The sequence below is a fragment of the Lentimicrobium sp. L6 genome, from assembly GCF_013166655.1.
Classification (GTDB): Bacteria; Bacteroidota; Bacteroidia; order Bacteroidales; family UBA12170; genus UBA12170.
The window spans coordinates 18603-42736 of sequence record NZ_JABKCA010000010.1; the positions used below are offsets into that span (position 1 = coordinate 18603).

Sequence of the window (24134 nt, forward strand, 5' to 3'; positions counted from 1 at the left end):
CATGAAAAAGTTTTTTGTCAGTTTCTCTTTTCATGATTTCCTTTTGATTTTATTATGGGTGTTTTTTAGCATTAATGTCCTTAATTCAATAAAGTATTTGACAAATTATGATTTTATTCCTCACCTAGTGACAATAATTGTATTATTTTTCAATAGCATATTGACTGTTCCTTTATTTTTAGCTAGAAAATCAAAATCCAGAGTCTTAACCAAAAATGTACTCTTCATTCTTATTTATTCTATCGTATTTGTATTGGTTTTTTGGCTACAAATTAAGTTTATTTATCAGAATAGAGTTATCGATTTTATTTTGTTGTCAATCTTTCTAAAAGCCTTAGTTGTAGTTTCTATAGTACTTGTAGTATTTACAGGAGGAGCTTTTTACATTTCATTATTATTTAGAGATAAATATGATAAGTTACAATTTAAAGGTTTTACTATTCAAATACTGTTAATTATAAATATTGTTTTTAATATGTTATTTATGATGATCGAAGGGGATTTGTTAAGGAAAGAGGAAAAGGTATATTGGGAAGAGAATAGGATTCTAAATGCAGATTATTACAAAGGCTTCCCTAATTATTTTACATCAAGCGTTGGATTAATTTCTGGAAATTTCGAATATGATATATTGAGTGAGAATTTTGATTCAATAAGAGTGAAAGCTCTGATGTTGCCCTGGCATTCTTACTTAAAAGATGGGAAGTATGATGATGAAACACTCATTCATTTTGATTACTATTTCAAGATGAATGAATTGTTCTCTAGAAAGTTTAAAGAGGCTCTCGTCAAACTTCCTCCTGAATTTATATCTGAAGAAAATATTTACTTGCTCTATCTTCAATATTATAAAGATTATCAGAAGTTTATGAAGGATTATTATAAAGATATATCATATAATCCCAGTTTGAAGAATGTCATAAAAAACGAGAATAAGATTGACAGTCTTTTGAATCTATATAAATGTTATGCTCCTAGTGTTATTGTATTGAATACTTTAGATCGGGTTCGAAGACAAAAAGATTTTGATGAATATCAAGAAACAGTACCAATAAATAAACTTCAAACCGACTATTACAAAAATGGGAATAAGAAGTACGAGGTATTTATGATTGATGGAAAGCTAGAAGGTTGGTATAAGATATGGTATGAATCAGGGGAACTTGATAGTGAAATAGAATACCATAATGGGATGAGGAATGGTTTGATGTTGGAGTATTATAAGAATGGTCAGATTTCTGCCCGGATGTTATATGATAATGGAAACTGTATAAACGATTCAACCATAAATTGGTATGATAATGGGCAAGTCAAGTCAAGGTTTTTAAATGGAGAGTTTGAATATTATGATAGAATGAGCCAAGTAGAACTTGATTAGTCCTTAAAAAACACCGTTCTAACTGATTAGATTCTAATCAATAATAATGTATAAACACCGTCAAACTCAATAAATAATGTATTATATTTGTATCAAAATATTTACAAATGGTTGAATTAAAAGTTGGAGATTTGGCTCCTGATTTTAAGGGAGTTGACCAGGATGAGAATCCTATTTCATTTGCAGATTATAAAGGAAAAAAGCTGGTGGTATTCTTTTATCCAAAAGCAAGTACTCCTGGTTGTACTGCGGAGTCGTGTGATTTTAGAGATAACTATTCCGATTGGCAAGCAAAAGGCTATTCCATTATTGGTGTTAGTGCCGATTCTGTGAAACGTCAGAAAAACTTTGCCACTAAAAATGAGCTTCCTTATCCACTAATAGCCGATGAGAAAAAAGAAGTGATTGAAGCATTTGGTGCCTGGGGACCTAAGAAATTATATGGTAGAGAATATGAAGGAATCTATCGCTATACTTTTGTGATAGATGAGGAGGGTAAAATAGCACATATACTCCATAAGATAAAAACCAAAGAAGCTACCCAACAATTATACAAAGAACTAAGTCTATAATATCAAGAAACATAAAATGGCAAAAGAACAACAAGACGTTAAAAAGGAAAAGTTAAAAGCTTTACAACTCACTCTAGATAAGATTGAAAAATCATATGGTAAAGGTGCCATCATGAGAATGGGTGATGAAGCTATTTCTGAAATTGAATATATACCTACAGGGTCTATTGGTCTAAATGTAGCACTAGGAATTGGTGGTCTTCCAAGAGGAAGAGTAGTAGAGATTTATGGTCCTGAATCATCAGGTAAAACCACTTTGGCCATCCATGCCATTGCAGAAGCTCAAAAGGCTGGTGGTATTGCCGCATTTATTGATGCAGAGCATGCTTTCGATCGTTTTTATGCCGCAAATTTAGGTGTGGATATTGAAAACCTTTTCATCTCTCAACCAGATAACGGAGAGCAAGCTTTAGAAATTACAGAGAACTTAATTCGCTCTGGTGCTATTGATATTATTGTAGTGGATTCTGTAGCAGCACTTACTCCTAAAAGTGAAATAGAAGGAGAGATGGGAGACAGTAAAATGGGTCTTCAAGCTCGATTAATGTCTCAAGCTTTGCGTAAGTTAACAGGAACAATTAGTAAAACTGGTGCTACTTGTATTTTCATCAACCAGCTTCGTGAGAAGATTGGGGTGATGTTTGGAAATCCAGAAACTACTACTGGTGGTAACGCCTTGAAATTTTATGCCAGTGTTCGTCTAGATATCCGTAGAATCTCATCTATTAAAGACCGCGATATGGTGGTTGGAAATAGAGTGAGAGTTAAAGTGGTGAAGAATAAAGTGGCTCCTCCATTTCGTCAAACCGAGTTTGAGATTACTTTCGGACAAGGGATTTCTAAAGTTGGTGAAATTGTGGATTTAGGTGTTGAATATGGTATTGTTAAAAAAGCAGGTTCTTGGTTTAGCTATGGAGATACTAAACTAGGTCAAGGTAGAGATGCTGTTAAAGCTTTATTGAAAGACAATCCTGAATTAGCCGATGAATTAGAACAAAAAATTATGGATGCTATTAATCCAAAACCAGAAACAGAGGATGAAGCATAAAAATATCGTTTACATATTAGCTCTTTTGGTATTCTTTGGCTTTTCTTGCCAAAATACAGAGCCAAAAGAGTCGGTGAGTCAACAAGAAGAAGTAGTTAAAACGCGTGTTTTAACTACTTTTGATTCTTTAAACCTGAATATTAGAGATGAGCCTAATAATCCGTTATTATATAATGACCGGGCCAATTTTTTTCTGATCACAGGAGAATATAATAAAGCTTTAGCTGATGTGAGTAAGGCTATTCAGCTTGATACTTTGAATCCAAGTATTTGGATCACTCTTGCCGATGTTTATTTTGCTAAAGAACGATTTGTAGATAGTAGAGCGATCCTTTTGAAAACTATAAAAATGGATCCTCAGAATACTGCTGCATTATTGAAACTGTCGAGGTTGTATTTCATTTATCAAGATTATAAGATATCGCTTCAATATGTAGATGATGCTTTGGCTATTGATCCCATGTTGGAAGATGCATACTTTTTAAAAGGAATGACTTATGCTGAGAAAGGTGATACCTCAAGTGCTATTTTCCAATATCAAAAAGCAGTTGAAGTCAATCCTGATTTTTACGATGCTTGGATTATGTTAGGTAACCTTCAGGCAGCAAAACAAAACCCATTAGCAGAGCAATATTATCAAAATGCTTTAGATTTAGATACCAATAACACCCACGCTATTTATATCATGGGTTTGTATTATCAAGATAATGGAAATCTGGGGGAGGCTGTTAGAAAGTACGAATCATTATTAGCCAAAGAAGAAAGCGAAAATGCATATTATAACTTAGGCTATATTAATTTGGTTTATTTAGAGGATTTTCCTCAAGCTATCATTTATTTTCAAAAAGCCTTGAATATTAATGAAGATTATTATGATGCCCTTTTTAATATGGCATTAGCCTTAGAATTAAGTGGTGATAAAGAGGATGCTAGAATTAAGTATAAGGAATTACTAAAAAAAGTGCCCAATCACGAAAAGGCACTTTCTCAACTTAATCAATTAGATTAATATCGTTTTTTAACTATATTCTCTACCTAAAGCTTCAAGTTCGTCAATTAGACTTTCTGAAGCTTTTTTTAGTTCTTCAAAGATTTCTTCTAATCCTGTGGAGTCGCCTTCTCTACCTTTTGATTCAAGTTGACGCGCAAACTCTTCAGTTTCTTTGTCAAAGAAATTGGCGGTAACCCCTTTCATGCTGTGTGCATTTTTGTATAAACTTTCAAGATCGTTTTCTTTAATGTTTTTTTCCAGATTAACCATTCTTTCTGGGTACTCTGCAATATATATATCAATGATTTCTTTTACAATTTCTCTATCGAAAATTTCGTAATTGGAATTAAATGTGGCTTTGTTTATCATAACATCTTAATATTTTAATGTAAAGTTAGTGAAAATTATTAAATATCAAAACTAAAATGATAAGCGTAATGATTTTTAAAAAAGGTGAGGAGAATAAGCTGATATCTGTGGATGAAAAATTGACTTAGCCATTCATTTTTTCATAGTCCACTTTTAATGGGTGTAGTATTTTTTTGTTGTTAGCAATAATTTTAACACTACAACTTCCGCAAGAGGAGGAGGCACACGAGCCGCAAGCTGATTTATTACTATCGTTTTTAAACATATCAAAGAAGCCAAAAAGCTTATAAAAAGTTAATCCGAAAGTTATAATCAATATCGCATAAACAATTATTTCTTGTATCATTTTTTAAAATATTAAGTGTCCTATTTGGTTGACAAGAAATGCGAGTATCCATGCTAAACCTGTGGTATAACTCATCATGAAGATGGCCCATTTCCAGCTGCCCGATTCTTTTTTAATAGCAGCAACGGTGGCTATACATGGGAAATATATTAATACGAATATGAGGAAAGCAAAAGCGGTAATAGGATCAAACACTTTTTGCCCTTTATTTGGTCCAAACTTATAGGTTTCCTCTTGTAATCTTTTTTGTAAAATTTCAGCTTCTTCATCAGGATCTGCTTGGTAGAGTACGCCTAATGTGCTTACTACTATTTCTTTGGCACTGGCTCCCGCTATTAAACTCACACTCATTTTCCAATCAAAGCCAAGTGGTTTCATGATGGGTTCAACCCCTTTTCCTAGCATCCCCAAATAACTCTTTTCTTGTAGTTCGGCTGCTTGTTCTTTTTTTAAGGTGATAAGCTGAAATTGATAATCTTCAATAATTTCTTTATTCCTTTCTAGGCTGATTACTTGTTCTTTTTGTGCAATTTGCTCTAGGTAATTCTTGCTGAATTCTACATCCCTTGGGAAATAGCTCAATGCCCAAATAATAATGCTGGCTACTAAAATGATTCCTCCCATTTTTTGCAAATATTGCCTGGTTTTAAACCACATATGCTTTAATGAGTTTCGCATGGTTGGAACTCGGTAGGGAGGAAGTTCCATTACAAAAGGGGAGTCCTCAGATTTAAATATGGTCTTTTTGAATATGATGGCCACTAATACTGCCAGTATGATTCCTATTGAATAGATGCTAAATAATACTGTACCCGGATTGTTTGGAAAAAAGGCTCCGATAATTAGTAAATAAACTGGTAAGCGAGCAGAACAAGACATAAAAGGATTGATGAGCATCGTTAACAATCTATCGTTACGGTTTTCTATGGTTCTAGTGGACATGATAGCGGGCACATTACAACCAAAACCCATTAACATGGGAATGAAGGAACGACCATGAAGGCCCATCTTATGCATCAGTTTGTCCATAATAAAGGCCACTCGAGCCATATATCCGGTATCTTCCATTAAGCTAATAAAAAAGAATAGAATGAGTATGTTGGGAAGAAAAACTATAACACCACCAACTCCACCGATTATGCCATCCACAATTAAATCTTTAAGCATCCCATCGGTCATTATCTGATTGAGGAAATTACTGAGGAAAGAAACACCAGTTTCAATCCATTCCATGGGATATTGTCCCACAAAAAAAGTAGAATAAAACATCAACCACATAAATCCTAAGAAAACCGGAAAGGCAAATATTTTGTTTAACAGGAAAGCATCGATGATATTCACGGTTTCCCATTTCTTGCTTTGACCTGGCTTAAGGGTTTCTTTTAATGCACCGCCAATAAATGCATATCGTGCATCAGCAATAATCGTTTCCGGCTCATCATCAAATTCATGTTGAAGTCTTTTTTGTTCGTGTTTTACCGTTTTAGTGATGGCTTTTACATTTCCTAGAACCTTTATTCTATCGAAGGAATGTTGGTCCTCCTCTAGTAATTTAATGGACAAGAACCTACTGCTCACTAAATTGGTCAAGTGATAGTTCTCAGGATTCTTAATCAATTTTTGAATATAGGAAATAGAATTTTCCAACTGTTTTCCATAATTGATATGAATATGGCGAACAAATGTATGCCTATCATGATAGACTTCAATCACAGTATTGAATAATTCTTCAATTCCTTTTCCTTTGAAACCAACAGTTGGAACCATGGGGATTCCAATCATTTTTCCAAGGGACTTATAATCAAATTCATCTCCCTTTTTCTCTAGTTCGTCAAACATATTAAGAGCAATGACCACTTTAATATCCATATCGATGAGCTGGGTGGTTAGGAAAAGGTTGCGCTCCAGATTTGAGGAATCTACTACATTAATCACCACATCTGGAGTTTCTTCGAAGATATAGTTTCTTACATAAAGCTCCTCAGGAGTATAATGAGTAATAGAGTAGGTGCCAGGAAGATCGGCAATATTGAACTGGTAGTCGTTTTGATAAAATCGAGCAGTTTTAGCATCAATGGTGACTCCGCTATAATTACCAACTCGTTCCCTCGAATTACTCGCAAAGTTGAACAAGCTCGTTTTACCAGAATTTGGATTTCCAACTAAAGCTACATTGATGATCTTATCTTTTCTGATATGACCTTTTTTACCTCTAGAGCCATCCTCTACCATTCCATGAAAGTCAGGCGATTTTACTCTACCTGGTTCATCTTCCATCATCACATCAATAAGCTGGGCTTCTTGTTTTCTTAGACTCACATCATAATCCATGATGCTATAGTCTACAGGGTCAAGGAGGGGAGCTGATTTGAGAGAGGTAACTTTTTTTCCGACTACAAAACCCATTTCTATGATCCTGGTTCGAAAGGCACCACGGCCGCGAACTTTAACAATAATGGCGCTTTCGCCTTGTTTTAAATCGTAAAGGGTTTTCATCAGCTTCGAAAATATACGCGAAAATAGATCTTATTAAGACAGATTATAAAGAAAGCTTTCAAAATACCTACTTTTAGGTATGGGAAATTGATTTTTTTGATAAGATTATCGTGGGGAGTAATTCAAAGAAGCCTAAAATTCCGCGAAGGAATTGGTGCTATTTTATTTTGTATTTTTTGAGGTTTCTTTGAGTATTTGTGTCAGATATGAGCTAATTATCTGAAACTGTGGCCTCATTTAATGTCGTATTGAGGTTAATAATTGTAGGTTTAAAAAAAGGCTAAAAACCTTTTAGTTTTTAGCCTTTTAATCTTTTGTAAGATTATAGGATTATAGTTGTGATTTTAAAATCATTTCCACTTTCTCAGCGGTTACCAATCCTTTTTCTCCAAGTTTAATTTCGTTTCCTTTGGCTAGGTTTTCAATGATGGCAGGAATATCTTCTTCTTTAATATCATATTCTGATAACTTAGTTTTCACACCTAAGCTCTGGAAGAATTTTTCAGTTTTTTCAATTACCAATTCTACACTAAATTCCTCATTGCTGATATTATAAACATTACGAGCAAATCGACGGATTTTTTCTTCTTTAGCTTCAAACATAATGCGCATCATTCCTGGCATCACAACAGCTAAAGTTTGTGCATGATCTAAACCATGTAAAGCAGTAATCTCATGCCCAATCATATGAGTGGCCCAATCGTGAGGCACACCTAAACCAATAATTCCATTTAATGCAGATGTAGCTGCCCACATGACATTAGCTGCAACATCATAATCAAAATCTTCTAAAACATATCTTTCACCATAACAGAGGAGGGTTTTTAATACTCCTTCGGCCCAATGGTCTTGAATGCTGGCTTCATTTGGAAAAGTTAAATATTGTTCTAAAACATGGATATAGGCATCAACAACACCATTTGCCTTTTGGCGTTTCGGAAGGCTTTCCATCACATTAGGGTCTAGAATAGAAAACTGAGGATAGGAAAGAGGATGAAGGAATGCCAGTTTCATTTTTAATTCTCTTCTGCTTACTACGGCGCCCATATTCATTTCACTACCCGTTGCAGGAAGCGTTAATACGCCTGCTAATGGAACAGAACATGTGATAGGAGCTCCTTTGGCAAGAATGTCCCAAGCATCTTCCCCTTCATATTTTGCTGCTGCTGCAATGAATTTTGTTCCGTCCAATACACTTCCACCACCCACAGCCAAAAGGAAATCTATATTTTTTTCCTTAACCACATTTGCGGCCTTCATTAATGTTTCGAACTCTGGGTTGGCTTCGATGCCACCAAACTCGTAAGTCTCGTATCCTTTAAGGGCTTGTTTTACTTGTTCATAAACACCATTCTTCATAATGCTCCCTCCTCCATAAGTAATGAGGACTTTTGCAGTTTTAGGAATTTCGTTGGCTATTTTACTAATGCTACCTGCTCCAAAAATAATTTTAACAGGATTTCTATATTCAAATGAGTACATAATATTTAATTTTTATGCAAAAATAGGGAATTATATAGGCTGTAATTTGTCTGAAACTTTCATTTTTGCGCTTTTAAGATTTTTTAAAGATATCGACTTAATAATATTATGATTTTTAATGAATAGTGAAAGCTATAACTCAAAGTGGCTAAAGTTGTCAGGGCTTCAATCCCCTTTGGGGCTTTTGATCCCTTTAGAGATGAGTAAAGGATGATAGCCTTGAGCTAAGAAAGGATAGGTCCTTGGTTTTTGAATGATTAACAAAAGTCCTACCACAAAGTGCCCGAAGAGTTTCTCAAAGTTTCACGAAGGAATTAATGCTTTTTTAATGTTGGCTTGTTTTGTTATTTTTATTCTTTGTGGATTCCCGTGTATTCTTTGAATCCCTCTGTGTAATAGCTTCTAAATCTAGTAATTGGTGAACCTAAGTCTTTGCATTATGATTAATAACGAAGCAAGTAAACCCTTCTTCTTTTTCTGTCACATAAATATCACCATCCATTTTCAGCATGATTTGTTTACTTAAACTCAGACCAACACCGGTTCCATCTTCTTTGGTAGTGAAGAATGGAACAAAAATCTGTTCTTTTATTTCTGGAGGAATACTTGGTCCATTATTAGAAATCTCAATGCTGGTTTGTGTTCCTGTTTGTTGAAGACTTATTTTTAGAATAGGATTTTTAATTTCTGACTGAATCAAACTTTCATAGGCATTTTTGAGAATATTATGTATCACCTGAGAAATCAATTGCGCATCGGTTTCTATAAATACTTTCTTGGGGATTTTGAATTGAACTTTTATTTGATCGAAATGTGGATAGGTTCCCACTGCCAATAATGCACCTGTTAATACCTCCGAAATATCGGTAGAATGAATTTCCGGTTTTGGTAATTTGGTGAATTTTCGATAATTCTCTACAAATTTCATCAATCCACTGCTTCTGTCTTGAATGACATTGAGCCCTTTTATGGTGTTGGCTATGATTTTAGGATTGAGTTCCTCCACTTCAATAGCTTGATTTTCTTTTTTATAATAGCTAGAAATCACCTGAGATAAGGTAGTGATGGGTGCAATATTATTCATGATTTCGTGAGATAAAGTACGAGCTAGTTTTATCCAGGCTTCTACTTCGCCATTGTCTAATTCTTTGGTGATATCGCTAACCGCAACTAACCTGATCCTCTCGTTTTGGGTTTTAATTTCAGAGAGTTTGAATAAAAGCTTTTGTCCAAACTGATTTTCAAAAATAGCTGAATTTTGATCTAATGGATGATGGGTGAGGAACTTGGGTAAGGCTGCATCGATATGTCTAAAGGTATTTACATGATGAAACTCATAAAGTTGAGTGAGTTTGGTGGCGGCAGAGTTGATATTGATGATTCTATTATTTCCATTGATAGAGAAAAGTCCGGTGGCCGATTGTTTTATCACCTTTTTAAAATACTGTTCTTGTGTATTGATTTCTATTTTAGCACTTTTAAAAATATCGTTCAGACGGTTCATCCCTTTATAAACATCATCGATAGATTTATTACCCGATTTTGGAGGAGGTTTTAAAGTGGTATCCTCGTTTTCAATACCTAGAAGGAAAAAGGCCATCCAACGATTGATATTATTAAAGTATTTAATGAGCAAAACAACAGTTATCACAAGAAGCACGAGTAGGGCAGAGGCTATCCAATAATTCTGTTCTATGAGGACATAATAGGTCCCAGCTATGCTCAGGCTAATAATAAAGAACAAGCGGAGGGTGATGTGTATGTAGAAGTTTTTATTTGACATTTCTCTTTTTTTTATTTCCATGCAAAGAGCGCAAAAGGTCTCGCTAAAATCGCAAAGGATTATAGGTCATTTACAATTCTGTGGATATTATGTTTTAATGTTTTTGAATTGAAGTTAATCAACAATCCTAATTTGTGACCAGATAGCTTTAAATAGGTCAGAACTTGAGTGTGATGAACAGGTAGTAAATTCTCAACTGCTTTGATTTCGACGATTACTTTGTTTTCAACTAACAAGTCTATTCTGTATCCAACTGCTTGTCTCACATCTTTATAAATAAATGGTAAGGCGAGTTGTTGTTGTACATCAAATCCAATTTCTCTTAAATCATGGACCAGTGCATTTTCATAGGCCGATTCTAATAAACCTGGTCCAACTGCTTTGTGAGTTTCTATGGCTGCACCAATACACTTGTATGAAATATCATTTTCGTCCATCATGTTGGTTTTTAAATTCTTAATTTCCTAATTCTTGTTTTTTGTTTTTTCTTTGCGTTTTTCGCATGGTTTTTCCTTTGCATACTTTGCGTGGAATTTTCTTTTGCGCGCTTTGCGTGGAATCTTCTATAAGCCGTATTTCTTCAATTTACTATACAAAGTAGGTCTAGTAATTCCCAAGTTCTTGGCTACCATGCTCATATTTCCTTTGGCTTTCTTTAGACTTGCCTTTATCATTTTCTTTTCCATCTCCTCAAGAGTTCCCATCTGGAATCCTCCAGAATTAGTTTCTTGCTCCTCATTAAGACTGAAGCTAAACTCGTCCAGCTTCGACTTTTCGGCTAGGATAACTACTTTCTCCATACAATGTTGTAGCTCTCTCACATTTCCGGGCCAATTATAGCTCAGTAGTTTTTTCTCTGCTTTATCACTTAGGCTAAAAGCAGGCTTGCCATATTTTTGAGCATATTTATTGAGGTAGAAATGAGCGAGTAGGATGGCGTCATTGCCTCTTTCCCTCAAAGGAGGAAGCTCAATATTTATCGTGTTAATTCTGTATAGAAGATCTTCTCTAAATTCACCATCCTCCACCATCTTATTAATGTCTTTATTGGTGGCAGAAATCAATCTAATGTCAATTGGAATGGCTTGATGACTTCCGATTTTAGTGATGGTTCTATTTTGAAGTGCAGTAAGTATTTTTGCTTGCATAGCCAATGATAGATTCCCTATTTCATCTAAAAATAGACTTCCTCTTTGTGCGGCTTCAAACTTTCCACTTCGGTCTTCTTTGGCATCTGTAAAAGCGCCTTTTTTATATCCAAAAAGTTCGCTCTCAAATAAAGATTCACTTACGGCTCCCATATCCACAGTCACTAAAATCTCATCTTTGCGTTTGGATAGGCGATGGATTTCTCGAGCCACCAGTTCTTTACCTGTTCCATTTTCTCCAGTGATAAAAATATTGGCATCGGTTTTGGCTACCTTTTCTATCATGCTCATCACTGATTTTATGCTATCCGATTGACCAATGATGGAATAAGAATTGGCATTCAATTCATTTTTTAAAAGGTGAGTGGTTTTTTGAAGATTGACATTCTCCAATTTTGTTTTTCTGAGTTTGAGACTGGCATCAATGGTGCTCAATAGTTTGTTATTGTCCCAAGGTTTTAGGATAAAGTCGAATGCGCCAACCTTTACTGCTTTTACTGCTAGTTCCACATCGCCATAAGCAGTAATTAATATCACAGAAATACTAGGATCCAATTTTTGAATTTCCTTCAACCAAAATAATCCTTCATTTCCAGAATTGATTCCCGTTTTAAAATTCATATCCAAGAGCACCACGTCAATCTGATTTTGTTTAATAGTAGAGATTAATGTGTTGGGATTGCTGAGCGTATATACATCGTCAAACTCAGTGAGTAATAGCATTTCTAGGGACTCTCTCACGCCTCTGTTGTCATCAATGATTAGAATTTTCTGTGGCATAATGAATGGGTTGTTAATGTATCCATACAAAAATACACATTTGAGAAATAGGCTAGACTAGAGTGTAAAAATATTTTACAGTTATTTTGAGATGTTGAACTTTTAAAATGATGAATGCTTTGGCCTTAAGTAATCTTTGAACATGGTTTTTGCTATAACCTATTAATTGATTTTTTGTTGATATCCAATAATCCATTAAGCAGAAATGAAAATTATAAAAGCTTAAGGTTACATGTTTGGTGTTGTAGTGTGCCGTAAGTCAGTAAATAGTGATTTTAGTAATTTGGAATGATTACGTATTATCGAATTGCTCAAAATTCTCTTTTTAGCATGAAAAAAAAACTAATTTTGTTGTTCAAAATCAAATAAAATGCAACAAAAAACAGCTCTTATTTTGCTAGTATTGACGGGTTTATTCCTCGTTAACTTTAGCCATGCAGGAAATAAAAAATCAACAATTTCTAACGGAAAGATAGAATCTGTGATTAAATCAATTCAGGAAAAACAGTCAAATGCAGATGCCTTTCTACTCAAAAAAGGCGTAGTACAAGTGGCCAGGCTTTGGAGAGAAAGTGATGGGAGTGCTGAAGAGTTTCAATCCTTCTGTGAGGAAAATTATGTAGCCAATCCTGAGGAGCGTAAACAATTATTTTTACGTTTCGATAGACATTATGAAGTATTGTGGGGAAATCTACTCAAGTTGCAATTAGAGTTAAACGAGCCCAATCACATGGATATTGGGGAGTTGACCGATGTGGATATGATGTTTGCCGCTTATAATCCCCAAGCACATTTGGCTGAAGATTTATTTGCCAATAAAATAGCATTTGTTACTGCTTTAAATTTCCCAGAATTGAGTTTAGACGAGAAAAACGATTTGGGAAAAGATTGGGATAGTTTAGATTGGGCTTATGCTAGAATGGGTGATGTATTCACTTCGCGTATTCCAGCTTCTTTATTACAAGCACGTTCTAATGCGGCTACTACATCAGATGCTTATATTTCTGAGTATAATATTTTCATGGGTCATGTTATAGGTAAGGATGGAAAAAAACACTTTCCTGAGGATATGAAATTAATCACCCATTGGAATCTTCGCGATGAGTTAAAATCTAATTATAGTACTGAAAATGGTCAGTATAAACAAGAAATGATCTATTTGGTGATGAAAAGAATCATTGACCAAAGTATTCCTCAAGCTGTAATTAACTCTCCTGAATATGATTGGGACATCATTAATAATACAATATCGAAGAAAGGTAAAAATGTGACTTCTGAGTCAGAACCAGATACTCGTTATCAGCAATTGCTAAACAACTTTTTAACGACAAAAGCTTTAGATGAATATTACCCGGCTTATCCAACTTATGTGGAGCGTCGTTTTTCTGGAAACATGGAAATTCCTCAGGAAGAAGTGGAGCGCATCTTTATTGATTTAGTATCCTCCGAAGAAGTGAAAGATTTAGCCAAATTGATTAAGAAGCAATTGGGCCGTGATTTGCGTCCTTACGATATTTGGTATAATGGATTTAAGGCGCAAAGCTCATTAAGCGAAGCTGAATTAAATGAGATTACCCAAGAAAAATATACAAACCCTAAGGCTTTTGAAGCTGATATGCCTCGTATGTTGCAAGATTTGAAATTCTCTGAGGAGCAAGCCAATTTCTTAGCCTCAAAGATTCAAGTGGATGGTTCTAGAGGAGCAGGACATGCATGGGGAGCAGAAATGAAAGCAGAGAAAGCCAGATTAAGAACCAGAATTGGTGCCGAAGGAATGAACTATAAAGGTTATAATATTGCGGTTCATGAGTTTGGTCATAATGTAGAGCAAACCATCACACTACACGATGTGGATTATTATATGTTGCGTGGCGTACCAAATACAGCTTTTACTGAGGCTTTAGCTTTTATCTTTCAAAAGCGCGATTTAGAATTGCTTGGATTGGAAGAAAAGAATGCTGCAAAAGTGCATTATATGGCATTGGCTAATTTATGGAGCTGCTATGAAATTATGGGTGTTTCTTTAGTAGATATGGCTGTTTGGGAATGGATGTATGCCAATCCAAATGCAACAGCAGCAGAACTAAAAGTTGCAGTTATTGATATTGCAAAAGAGGTGTGGAATAAATACTTTGCTGAAAAATTTGGAGTAAAAGATGAGCCAATCCTGGCTATCTATTCCCACATGATAGACAATCCTCTTTATCTTTCGGCTTATCCAATTGGTCAGTTAATCGATTTCCAAATTGAGCAGCAAATAGAAGGAAAGGTATTCGCAGACGAAATCAATAGGATTTATTCGGTCGGTCGTTTAACGCCAAAATACTGGATGGAAAATGCAGTGGGAAAAGAATTATCTACTAAGCCTTTGTTAAAAGCATCTCGTGGAGCTTTAGAGTTTTTAAAGTAAAATATCTAGTTTTAGGTATAGATAATCAATACTGTTCAAAATAAGTTTCATATTATAAAAAGATTCTTCACTTCATTGCATTTCGTTAAGAAGGACAATGTATTAGAATATGACACCTTGGAAGAATGGGCTTTATTTTTTCAATGGCAAAATCAAACCCATTCTTCCAGTTTCCTTAGCAAAACAGTTGTCACTCCGATGCGTAGCGAGGAGTCTTTTGTAATTATTAGGACGCTATTGATAAATAATATAGGGTGGTCTTCTATTTGAAGATTACCCTTTTTTTTGTGGCGGTTTTTTTGACTAAATTTGAGCTCTAAACATAGACTATCATGCGATACAAGATTTTAATTTCCTTAATTTTAGTTTCAGCTTCTGTTTTCTTATGGAAATCTTTTGAAGAATTTGAAAAGAGTTCTCAAAAGCAAATGGAATATAAACCTATAGATTGGTTTTATCAGCAAAGGGCTTTCCCTAGTGGCGACATCAATAGAGATGCTTATCAGGCCGCTTTGAAGCAAAGTTCATCGATGCATAAGAATCCCACCAAGAGTTTGGGGACATGGGAATTGGCAGGCCCGGTAAATGTGGGTGGTCGATTAACGGATGTAGAAATAAATCCATTAGATGAGGATGTTATTTATATTGGTGCAGCCAGCGGAGGAGTCTTTAAATCTAATAATGCAGGCTTGTCCTTTAATCCTATTTTCGATGAGAGTTTGAGCTTGTCCATTGGTGATATTGCTTTAGCACCTTCAAATCCAGATGTGATTTATGTAGGAACTGGCGAGGCCAATCCTGGAGGAGGTTCTTTAGCTTACGATGGTAATGGCATGTATAAAAGTGCTGACGGAGGAGATTCTTGGTCGCATATTGGTTTAGATGAGATAGGATCGGTTGGACGAGTAGTGGTTTCCCCAAATGATCCAAATACGGCTTATGTGGCTGCTATGGGTTATTTGTTCGAGAACAATGCAGAGCGAGGCGTTTTTAAAACCACTGATGGAGGGGCTAATTGGGAGAAGGTTTTGTTTATTAATGATTCCACTGGAGCTATCGATTTAGCTATACACCCGACTAATCCTGATATTATATATGCTGCTACTTGGGAGCGCGTTAGAAGATTGGAGTTTTATACTTATGGAGGTGAAGGCTGTGGGATTTACAAAAGTGAAGATGGCGGAGAGAACTGGGAAGAATTAGACAGTGGATTGCCTTCAGGAATTAATGTGGGTAGAATCGGAATCGGAATTTCACAAAGTGAACCGGATATCTTATATGCGATTTATGCGGATAGTCCTGGATATTTTGAGGGAATGTATAAAACTGAAAATGGTGGCGATTCTTGGTCTCAAACCAATGATGGAAATATGACTGATCTATACGCTAGTTATGGTTGGTGGTTCGGAAGGTTAAAAGTAGATCCTCAAGATGCAGATATTGTGTATGCCATTGGATTCTATTTATACAAAACAGAAAATGGGGGAAGTACTTGGTTTGATATTACCAATGATGTTCACGTAGATCAGCATGAAATTGCGATATCTCCAACAAATTCTAACTTGGTATACTTGGGGAATGATGGTGGCTTATATAAATCAGATGATGGTGGAAATAATATGATTCATCATGAGAATTTACCTATCACACAATTTTACACCACAGCCATTGATGCTCTTGAACCGCAACGATTATATGGAGGAGCCCAAGATAATGGAACCAATAGAACTTATAATGGAGCCATTGATAATTGGAATAGAGTCTATGGAGGGGATGGCTTTTATTGCCTGATCGATCCAGAGGATAATAAATATGTTTATGCTGAATATCAATATGGAAATTTAGCTCGTTCTACAAATTTTGGCAACTCCTTTTACTCGGCTATCGAAGGGATAAGCAGTTCAGATAGAAAAAACTGGAATACACCAGTGGTGATGAATCCTCAAAATCCATCCTCATTATATTATGGTGCTAATAGAGTATACAAATCAACCAATAGAGCTCAAAATTGGCAATTGTTTTCTGGGGAACTTTCCAATGGGGAAGGAAGTGGAAATCAAAAATACGGAACCATTACTACTTTGGCCGTTTCACCAGTTGATACCAATATTGTATATGCGGGTACTGATGATGCTAATGTTTGGGTAACCCTGGATAATGGTAACCTTTGGACTAAAATAAGTGATGATTTGCCACAGCGATGGATTAGTAGAGTTGTGGCAGATCCGGAATTTTCTAATATTGCTTATGTCTGTCTCTCAGGATTCAGAGAGAATGAATACTTGGCACATGTTTATAAGACTGAAGATTTTGGAGCAAGCTGGGAAGCTATTTCAGAAGGATTACCTAATGCACCAGTAAATGATATGGTGATTTGGAAGGGCAGTATTGACAGATTGATTGTAGCTACCGATGTTGGTGTCTTTTATCAAAATGAAGATTCGGAGGAGTGGCATGTTTTCGCTGAGGGTTTACCCTTGGTTGCTGTAACAGATTTGGCTCTAGATTTTGCTTCCGGAACTATAGCGGCAGCAACTTATGGGCGCTCCATGTATAGAATAGAATTATCAGTTGGGCTTGATGAAATTGAATTAGGCTCCTCTGATTTCGAATGGCAGGTTTTTCCTAACCCTATTCATCAAGATTTTCAAATTTCTATAGCGGATTTTAATACAGATAATTATTTCAAAATCTATAATATGAGTGGACAGCTAGTATATTCTAGTGTCTTAGAATCCTCAAAAAAAATATTTAATACTAATAATATTGGTCTAAGTAGTGGCGTTTACCTATTTGAGCTAACAATGAATGAACAAGTTAGTAGTCGAAAACTGATTATTGAGTAGTTCTTGTTTATTATTGGACTGCAAAATGATTAATTAATATATTTGTGAATCGACAAAAAAGAACCATGATGAATAAATTTACCATTTTGATTTTCTTATTTGCTTGCCAATTTTCTTGGGCGCAGAGTTTTCAAGAACCAACCATTGAGCAAAATGTGCTGAGGATTATCGAAGACTTCAATGCACATGTCAATAATAAAAATCTCATTGAAATAGATTTATATTTAATGGATAATGCCCAACTCAGTAGAATACAACATTTGAAAGCTGATCTGCAATTAACACAGATTACACCAAATGAATTGGCCAATAAAAACTGGGTTTCAAAGCGATATGAGTTTGTTCCTCAGGTAGATGTGCGCTCTTCTTTTGCTAGTGTTTATGGTTATTATACAGCCTTTGATACCAATGGAGTGAAGAAATGTGGGACCGATTATTACCAGCTTTTTCAACAAAAGGGGAGATGGAGAATTATTGCCTATACAGAGACTATTTATAATACCTGTAAATCCATCGAACCCAGAAAAACAGAGATTAGTTTAATTAATAATACTTTAGATGAATGGCATGGGTTGGCAGCTGTTGGTGATTCTACTTATTTTGATTATTTTAGTAGTGGCAGTTTTTATTTAGGTACGGATCCTAAGGAAGTCTGGAGCTTACAAGGTTTTAAAGATTTTGCAATGCCACATTTTAGACGTGGTGCTGCTTGGAGTTTTAAAAATAAAAGTAGAAATGTTCACTTGGGTGATTATGGGCATTATGCTTGGTTCGATGAAAAGTTGGATACTTGGATGGGTTTGTGCAGAGGAAGTGGTGTGATGGAAAAACAATCTGATGGCTGGAAAATTAAATTCTATAGTCTTACTGTCTTAGTTCCCAATAGTAAAATTAATGCATACATAAAAATCCTAAATAACGATTAAATGACTTATTTTTACCGCTTTGTCGTCCTTTTACTTCTCATTAGTTCATGCTCCAATCCTATTGAGGAGGGTTTGTTTATGAGATCTTCTGTAATCATAGAAACTATTCCTTCCGCATCGGGTGTCATATGCGATGAGAGCCACATATGGTTGGTAGGAGATGATGTAGCACCATTATTTGAAGTTAATAATAAATTAGAAGTAGTAAATCAATATACCCTTTCTAAAATCAATAATAAGGTTGATGGAAGAATCTTGAAATCCTTAAAAGCCGATTTTGAGAGTATGGATATTTCTGGAGATGAGATTATTGTTCTAGGTAGTGGAAGTAAAGAGATAAGCAGAGATACCGCATTTGTTTTTAATAAGAAAACAAGAATGCTCATGTCTAAAAAATCTATTCGCCCCTTATTTGATGTATTTATTCAACTTGGGAATTATGATAGCCTGTCAAGTATAAATATCGAAGGTTTAACCTCTTGTTCAAATTATTTCTATTTATTGCAACGTGGAAATATCGGTGACCATAATGATATATTTCGTATTTCGAAACCAGATTTTCTAAGTTATTTATATGGAGGGGATTTGCCTCTGGTGGAAATATATCATTTTCAATTACCAATGATTGAGGAATATATGAGTGGATTTTCAGGTGCATGTATTTCACCTGATGAGAAGTTTTTAATATTTACTTCCTCAGTTGAGTCTACTTTAGATGTATACCACGACGGGGAAGTGTTAGGGAGTTTTATTGGAATGATTCCACTGCAAGGGGTGAATGCACTTAATCAGATAAAATCATGGCCCGTTAAAGAAAATGAATTGTTTATAAAAACAAAACTAGAATCTGTTTGTGTTAAAAACCAAGAACATCAGCTATATGATTTACTCTGTGTGAGCGATAATGATGATGGCAAGAGTGGAATCTACGAATTTACATTAATAGTAAAATAAGGAATTATGAAATATATAAAGTCCTATCTAGGCTTTTTAGCCATTTTGAGTTTGTCAGTTTTTAATGGTGGCTTTGCGCAAGTTAGCCATGGAGGCCAACCTTACTCCTTTACCCATCAACTCGAAACGCCAATTGCGGTGATGCCGGATGCTAGTGCTTTAATAAGATTAAACTTTGACGAAGGAAAAGATTGTTCAGGGCTTGAATTTGCTCGTTTCCTTCCTCTAAATATTTCTTTAACTAGTGATGATTGGCAGATAAACAATCTTCCAAATGGAGACAGAATATACCAATTAAGCATTAAATCAAAAGGGGCTTTAGGTATTGGTGTATATTTCAATAATCTATTCATTCCAGAAGGAGGGGAGCTTTTTATTTATTCTCCAGACCATCAGCAATATATTGGTTCTTTCAATCATTTGAATAATAAAGAAAATAAAATTTTAGCCACTGAATTTCTTTATGGCGAAGAGGTTATTATCGAATATTTTGAACCAAAGAATAAAGTAGGGCAGTCACATTTTACTGTAAACGAAATATTACATGCTTATAGAGGAGTTAGAGAAGTTGATGAAGAGAAAGGTTATGGAGGTTCTGGTGATTGTGAAGTGAATGTAAATTGTCCAGAAGGCAATGGTAAAAAAGATCAACGAGATGCCGTGGTTCGTATCCTCATTAAAAAAGGATCTGCTGGATTATGGTGTACCGGTTCATTAATTAATAATACCAGCGAAGACAGAACGCCTTATATCATTACTGCTGATCATTGTGGTAAAGCCTCTTCCGATGAAGATATGGAACAATGGATCTTTTATTTCCATTACCAGAGTTTAACTTGTGAATTTCCTGATGAAGAGCCGGAGCATCAAAGTGTTGAAGGTTGTGAAAAAATTGCAGCGAGTTCTAATGCAGACATCCTTGGTTCCGATTTCTTTTTGGTGAAGATTACTCAAGATATCCCATTAGATTATAATCCTTTTTTTATAGGATGGAATAGAGATGGTTTGGGAAGTAATTCAGGCTATACCATTCATCATCCTGATGGTGACATTAAAAAGATTTCTATTTATGAAGAACCTTTAGTTAGTGCAAGTTATAGTTCGTCAGGAATTACAAATGCTTATTGGCAAGTGGTTTGGGCTGAAACAGAAAGTGGTCATGGTGTTACAGAAGGAGGTTCTTCTGGTTCCCCCATTTTTGATCAAAATGGATATTTAATTGGAACTTTAACAGGAGGGCAAGCTGCTTGTTCTAATTTAACGGGTCCTGATTTTTATGGAAAAATAAGTGTGCATTGGGAAGATAATGGAACAGCAGATGATGAGCAATTAATGCCTTGGTTAGATCCTTTAAATTCTGGGATAGAGAAAATGTCAGGGACCTATTTAGGCCTAGATGAAAAGGATCTCATTCAAACAGATCTTTTTAGTCTTTTTCCTAATCCAGCACAAGAATCGGTGACTTTGTATTTTAAAGAAGATTATAGAGATTTGAGCATTCAGCTTTATGATATAAAAGGGTCGCTTGTGAATGAGACCATGCAGAATGGAAATAGTCAAGTTATACCTACTGACCATCTCATGAATGGAGTGTATTTCATTAAAGCCACTAATAGCAAGTCAAGTCAAACGATACGATTTTTAAAGAACTAGTTTTACTTTATCTTCTCTTTAAAACTATAATCCATTTCGCTCCATGGTTTTGGTCTCTTATGGCTTAATGTCCTTTTTATAAGCTCCTCAAAAGTATGGGAATTTTGTTCTTGAGTAAGATGGATACACTCTAGATATCTGGAGAAACACATCCTTCTACCTTCAAAGCCTTGGCTAATGGGGTAATTAATATCTTCTTGTATCACTATCCATTTAATAGAATAGAGGAGCTCTTCGAGATCTAAATCTATTTTGTTTCCCAATTCATTATAATACTTTGAGCCATGATATTGTTTTACGAGTTTTAGGAGTTGAGGAGTGGGAGGAGTAGGCCTATAGTTCAGAAGAGTTTTGACCTTTTTAATTTCTATCCTTCCTGTTTGACTCAGTTCCATTAAAACATCACTAAGTTTCTCTGCATCTATCTTTCCATGGAGGATTTTATTATAAATATCAACTAAGATATTCGAATGTGATAAAGAGGTCTCTTTTCCCTTTCTATCCAAATCAATTCTGTAATCGTAGATTATTTTTGATCCTTTAAATTTAGATTTATAACCTGGGAAGGAAACAGAAATGATAGAATGGTTTTCACAAGTTTCTAATTTTATAAATTTGCTATTAAATTGGGATAATGATAGTGATTTCCCAAAATCATTTTTCTTAAAATTATCTTCTAAATATTTTTGTAGTAGTGAATAGCTCATTATTACAGTCTAGCTTGTTCTTATTGAATTGTATTAGGAGAGGGGATTTTAATAATAAATAAACTTCCTTTTCCTACTTCGCTCTCTACCTCTAAACTCCCACCATGTTTTTTTATGAAATCATAGCATAGATATAGTCCCAGGCCACTTCCTCTTTCGCCTCTTGTACCATTGGTGCTAATATTTTGTGTATTTACGCGGAAAAGCTGTTTTAGCTTATCTTGTTCTATACCAATACCACTATCTTTAATTTCAATAATGAGTTCGTGATTGTCTATTTTGGATAAAATTGATATTTCGCCTTCCTCTTGGGTGTATTTTATGGCATTATTAATCAGGTTCCTAATAACCAAATTAATCATTTCTTTGTCAAATTTTGCTGTGATATCGTTCTCACATTTGTTGACCATTTTAATTTTCTTAATCCGGGCACTTTCCTTAAATAATAATAGGTTAGATTGAATGATTTCAGAAATACTATTTTCTTTTGGATGAAAAGAGATGTCATTTTTTTGGGATAAAGACCACATTAAGAGGTTTTCCAATAATTCAAAAGTATTTTTTAATGTTTCTTTCAGTCTAAGTAAAATTTCTTGCTGTTCCTCTTGAGGAATGTTTTCATCCTCATTAACTAATAATTCTAATAAGGAATCGAGAGTTCCAAGAGGACCTCTTAAGTCATGAGCAATAATGGAGAATAGCTGATCTTTATCTTGGTTGGCAATGATTAATTTGTCCTCAAGTTCTTTGCTATCAGTAATGTCCATTATGGCAGAGAATAGTGCTGGGTGACCATCGAAGGAAATGAAGTTTGAGGATATTAGAGACCAGAATTCTTTTCCTCCAGCCGTTTTTAATTTAAATTCTGTATTCTTTACAAAGCCATGTTTATTCAATTGGCTTATTAGTTGATTCCTCTTTTCTGGTTCTACATATAACATCGATGACGGCTTTTTCAGTGCTAAATGGGATGTGATTTCAAATTTTTCACAAGCTCGAGGATTTAAATATAGAATTTTATTGTCTTCTGAGGAGGATATAATAATCGGGAATGGGGCGTTCTCAGCTAAATTGCGATACCTTTCCTCTAAACCAGAGATGAGCTTTTCTTTTTGCTTTCTATTTTCACTTTCATCTTTCAATTTTTTTGAAAGAGAATAGAATCTAATGGCAATAAAAGAAATGATTATTGTAAAAGAGATAATGATTCCAAATATGATATATGCTTTTTTATTACTTGGTTGTGGATTTCTTTCATAAATTAAACCCTCCATTGAAAATTCTCGAGGTAACATTCCCAATTCAGAATATATTTCCCCAATTCTTCTCCATCGATCTTTATTGATATAACCAATCTCTATCACATTGGGCATAATTAATCTATTGGTTTGTTGTGCTTCATACTCAAGGTGTGCTTTACTATGACGGGTACTATAATGTTCGAGAATGATATTGATGAGGGCATCTTGGTTTTTTAGGGCATAATCCCAACCTTTTAAAGATGCTTCTAAAAATGCTTTTACTCTTTGTGGATGGTTTTGGATCTCATCATCAGTTGTAAATAAGTTATCCCCATAAAAATCTATTCCACTTGCTCTGGGATTGAATATATTGTATTCCACTCCGGATTCAATCAAAAGAAAAGGTTCATCGGTGGAATATGCCGACATGGCGTCAGCCTCTTGGTTGATGAGTGATTGTGGTGAAAATGTATGATTAATAAAAGACAAATCATCTAAAGGAATTTGCTCCATAGCTAGATAAGCCAAAAGCTCGGCTGTTTGATTTTCGAGCATGATAGTTTTCCCTGCCAAATCATGGATATTATCATTTCCATCTTTTTTAAGGCTTAAAAATATATGTGGCGAATGTTGAAAAATATTAGCTAATAGAACCACTGGAAATCCTGAGTTTCTTGCTAAAATGATGTCTGAAGAGGCTATTCCATATTGTGCCTCACCATTTAATACAGAAGAAATAGGCTCGTCATCATGTTCGGCTTCAATGATCTCAACAAATAAGCCATTATTTTTATAATAACCTTTTTCAATGGCTGCATAGTATCCTGCAAACTGGAATTGGTGTTTCCATTTTAATTTAAGTTGTATGCTGTCTAGTGTTTGAATAGGAGCAGAAAAAGCACCTAAATTACTTACTAGAAGTAAAAGGGTCAGAAACCATATTTTTGTATTTGCTTTCATACTTATTTGCCTTGTTTATTTTCACTCTATTAAGCTTTTTAAGC

At 34.9% G+C, this 24134-nt stretch carries 18 protein-coding genes; 9 read left to right on the forward strand and 9 right to left on the reverse strand.

Translation table 11 applies throughout. The features are described from left to right. Nucleotide 1: 1 nt before the first annotated feature. The 4 genes from HNS38_RS03850 to HNS38_RS03865 all read left to right on the forward strand — a co-directional run bounded on the left by HNS38_RS03850 (nt 2) and on the right by HNS38_RS03865 (nt 4007). Nucleotides 2-1378 (forward strand): toxin-antitoxin system YwqK family antitoxin, encoded by a 1377-nt coding sequence (locus tag HNS38_RS03850; protein ID WP_172346001.1) that lies wholly within the window; start codon nt 2-4, stop codon nt 1376-1378. 107 nt (nt 1379-1485) lie between these two features. Next, the gene (gene bcp, locus HNS38_RS03855; protein ID WP_172346002.1) at nt 1486-1950 is read left to right on the forward strand and encodes a thioredoxin-dependent thiol peroxidase; all 465 of its coding nucleotides are present in this window, start codon (nt 1486-1488) and stop codon (nt 1948-1950) included. Nucleotides 1951-1966: 16 nt separating this feature from the next. Next, nucleotides 1967-2998, forward strand: coding sequence for a recombinase RecA (gene recA, locus HNS38_RS03860; RefSeq protein WP_172346003.1), 1032 nt, complete (start codon nt 1967-1969; stop codon nt 2996-2998). Next, entirely contained in the window at nt 2958-4007 is a 1050-nt protein-coding gene (locus tag HNS38_RS03865) for a lipopolysaccharide assembly protein LapB (protein WP_172346004.1), read from the forward strand. The genes recA and HNS38_RS03865 overlap by 41 nt, the downstream gene beginning before the upstream one ends. Before the next feature lie 9 nt (nt 4008-4016). Here HNS38_RS03865 and HNS38_RS03870 read toward each other — a convergent pair whose 3' ends face one another. The 7 genes from HNS38_RS03870 to HNS38_RS03900 form a co-directional block, all read right to left on the reverse strand. After that, complete coding sequence (locus HNS38_RS03870) at nt 4017-4358, reverse strand: Hpt domain-containing protein (RefSeq protein WP_172283901.1); 342 nt, start codon at nt 4356-4358, stop codon at nt 4017-4019. Nucleotides 4359-4482: 124 nt separating this feature from the next. Further along, nucleotides 4483-4704 (reverse strand): hypothetical protein, encoded by a 222-nt coding sequence (locus HNS38_RS03875; protein ID WP_172346005.1) that lies wholly within the window; start codon nt 4702-4704, stop codon nt 4483-4485. A gap of 3 nt (nt 4705-4707) precedes the next feature. Next, the gene (feoB, locus tag HNS38_RS03880; RefSeq protein ID WP_172283906.1) at nt 4708-7200 is read right to left on the reverse strand and encodes a ferrous iron transport protein B; all 2493 of its coding nucleotides are present in this window, start codon (nt 7198-7200) and stop codon (nt 4708-4710) included. A 330-nt stretch (nt 7201-7530) separates the two neighbouring features. Then, nucleotides 7531-8682, reverse strand: a complete 1152-nt coding sequence (locus tag HNS38_RS03885; RefSeq protein ID WP_172283909.1) for an iron-containing alcohol dehydrogenase — start codon at nt 8680-8682, stop codon at nt 7531-7533. Between the two features lie 424 nt (nt 8683-9106). After that, nucleotides 9107-10465, reverse strand: a complete 1359-nt coding sequence (locus tag HNS38_RS03890; protein WP_172346006.1) for a PAS domain-containing sensor histidine kinase — start codon at nt 10463-10465, stop codon at nt 9107-9109. A 59-nt stretch (nt 10466-10524) separates the two neighbouring features. Then, nucleotides 10525-10902 (reverse strand): GxxExxY protein, encoded by a 378-nt coding sequence (locus tag HNS38_RS03895; RefSeq protein ID WP_172283915.1) that lies wholly within the window; start codon nt 10900-10902, stop codon nt 10525-10527. A gap of 126 nt (nt 10903-11028) precedes the next feature. Beyond that, on the reverse strand, nt 11029-12393 hold the full coding sequence (locus tag HNS38_RS03900; protein WP_172346007.1) for a sigma-54 dependent transcriptional regulator: 1365 nt from the start codon (nt 12391-12393) through the stop codon (nt 11029-11031). 370 nt (nt 12394-12763) lie between these two features. Between HNS38_RS03900 and HNS38_RS03905 the strand changes: the two genes are divergently transcribed. The 5 genes from HNS38_RS03905 to HNS38_RS03925 all read left to right on the forward strand — a co-directional run bounded on the left by HNS38_RS03905 (nt 12764) and on the right by HNS38_RS03925 (nt 21182). Continuing rightward, a complete protein-coding gene (locus tag HNS38_RS03905) occupies nt 12764-14803 on the forward strand; it encodes a hypothetical protein (protein ID WP_172346008.1) in 2040 nt (679 codons plus the stop codon). Nucleotides 14804-15135: 332 nt separating this feature from the next. After that, the gene (locus HNS38_RS03910) at nt 15136-17649 is read left to right on the forward strand and encodes a T9SS type A sorting domain-containing protein (RefSeq protein ID WP_172346009.1); all 2514 of its coding nucleotides are present in this window, start codon (nt 15136-15138) and stop codon (nt 17647-17649) included. Between the two features lie 65 nt (nt 17650-17714). Then, nucleotides 17715-18575 carry a nuclear transport factor 2 family protein gene (locus HNS38_RS03915; protein ID WP_216663629.1) on the forward strand — a complete coding sequence of 287 codons (861 nt, stop codon included), beginning with the start codon at nt 17715-17717 and terminating at the stop codon, nt 18573-18575. Beyond that, entirely contained in the window at nt 18576-19529 is a 954-nt protein-coding gene (locus HNS38_RS03920) for a hypothetical protein (RefSeq protein WP_172283925.1), read from the forward strand. 6 nt (nt 19530-19535) lie between these two features. Beyond that, entirely contained in the window at nt 19536-21182 is a 1647-nt protein-coding gene (locus HNS38_RS03925) for a T9SS type A sorting domain-containing protein (RefSeq protein ID WP_172283928.1), read from the forward strand. A 2-nt stretch (nt 21183-21184) separates the two neighbouring features. Here HNS38_RS03925 and HNS38_RS03930 read toward each other — a convergent pair whose 3' ends face one another. Next, a complete protein-coding gene (locus HNS38_RS03930; RefSeq protein WP_172283930.1) occupies nt 21185-21889 on the reverse strand; it encodes a hypothetical protein in 705 nt (234 codons plus the stop codon). A 20-nt stretch (nt 21890-21909) separates the two neighbouring features. After that, nucleotides 21910-24090, reverse strand: coding sequence for an ABC transporter substrate-binding protein (locus HNS38_RS03935; RefSeq protein ID WP_172346010.1), 2181 nt, complete (start codon nt 24088-24090; stop codon nt 21910-21912). Nucleotides 24091-24134: the final 44 nt, after the last annotated feature.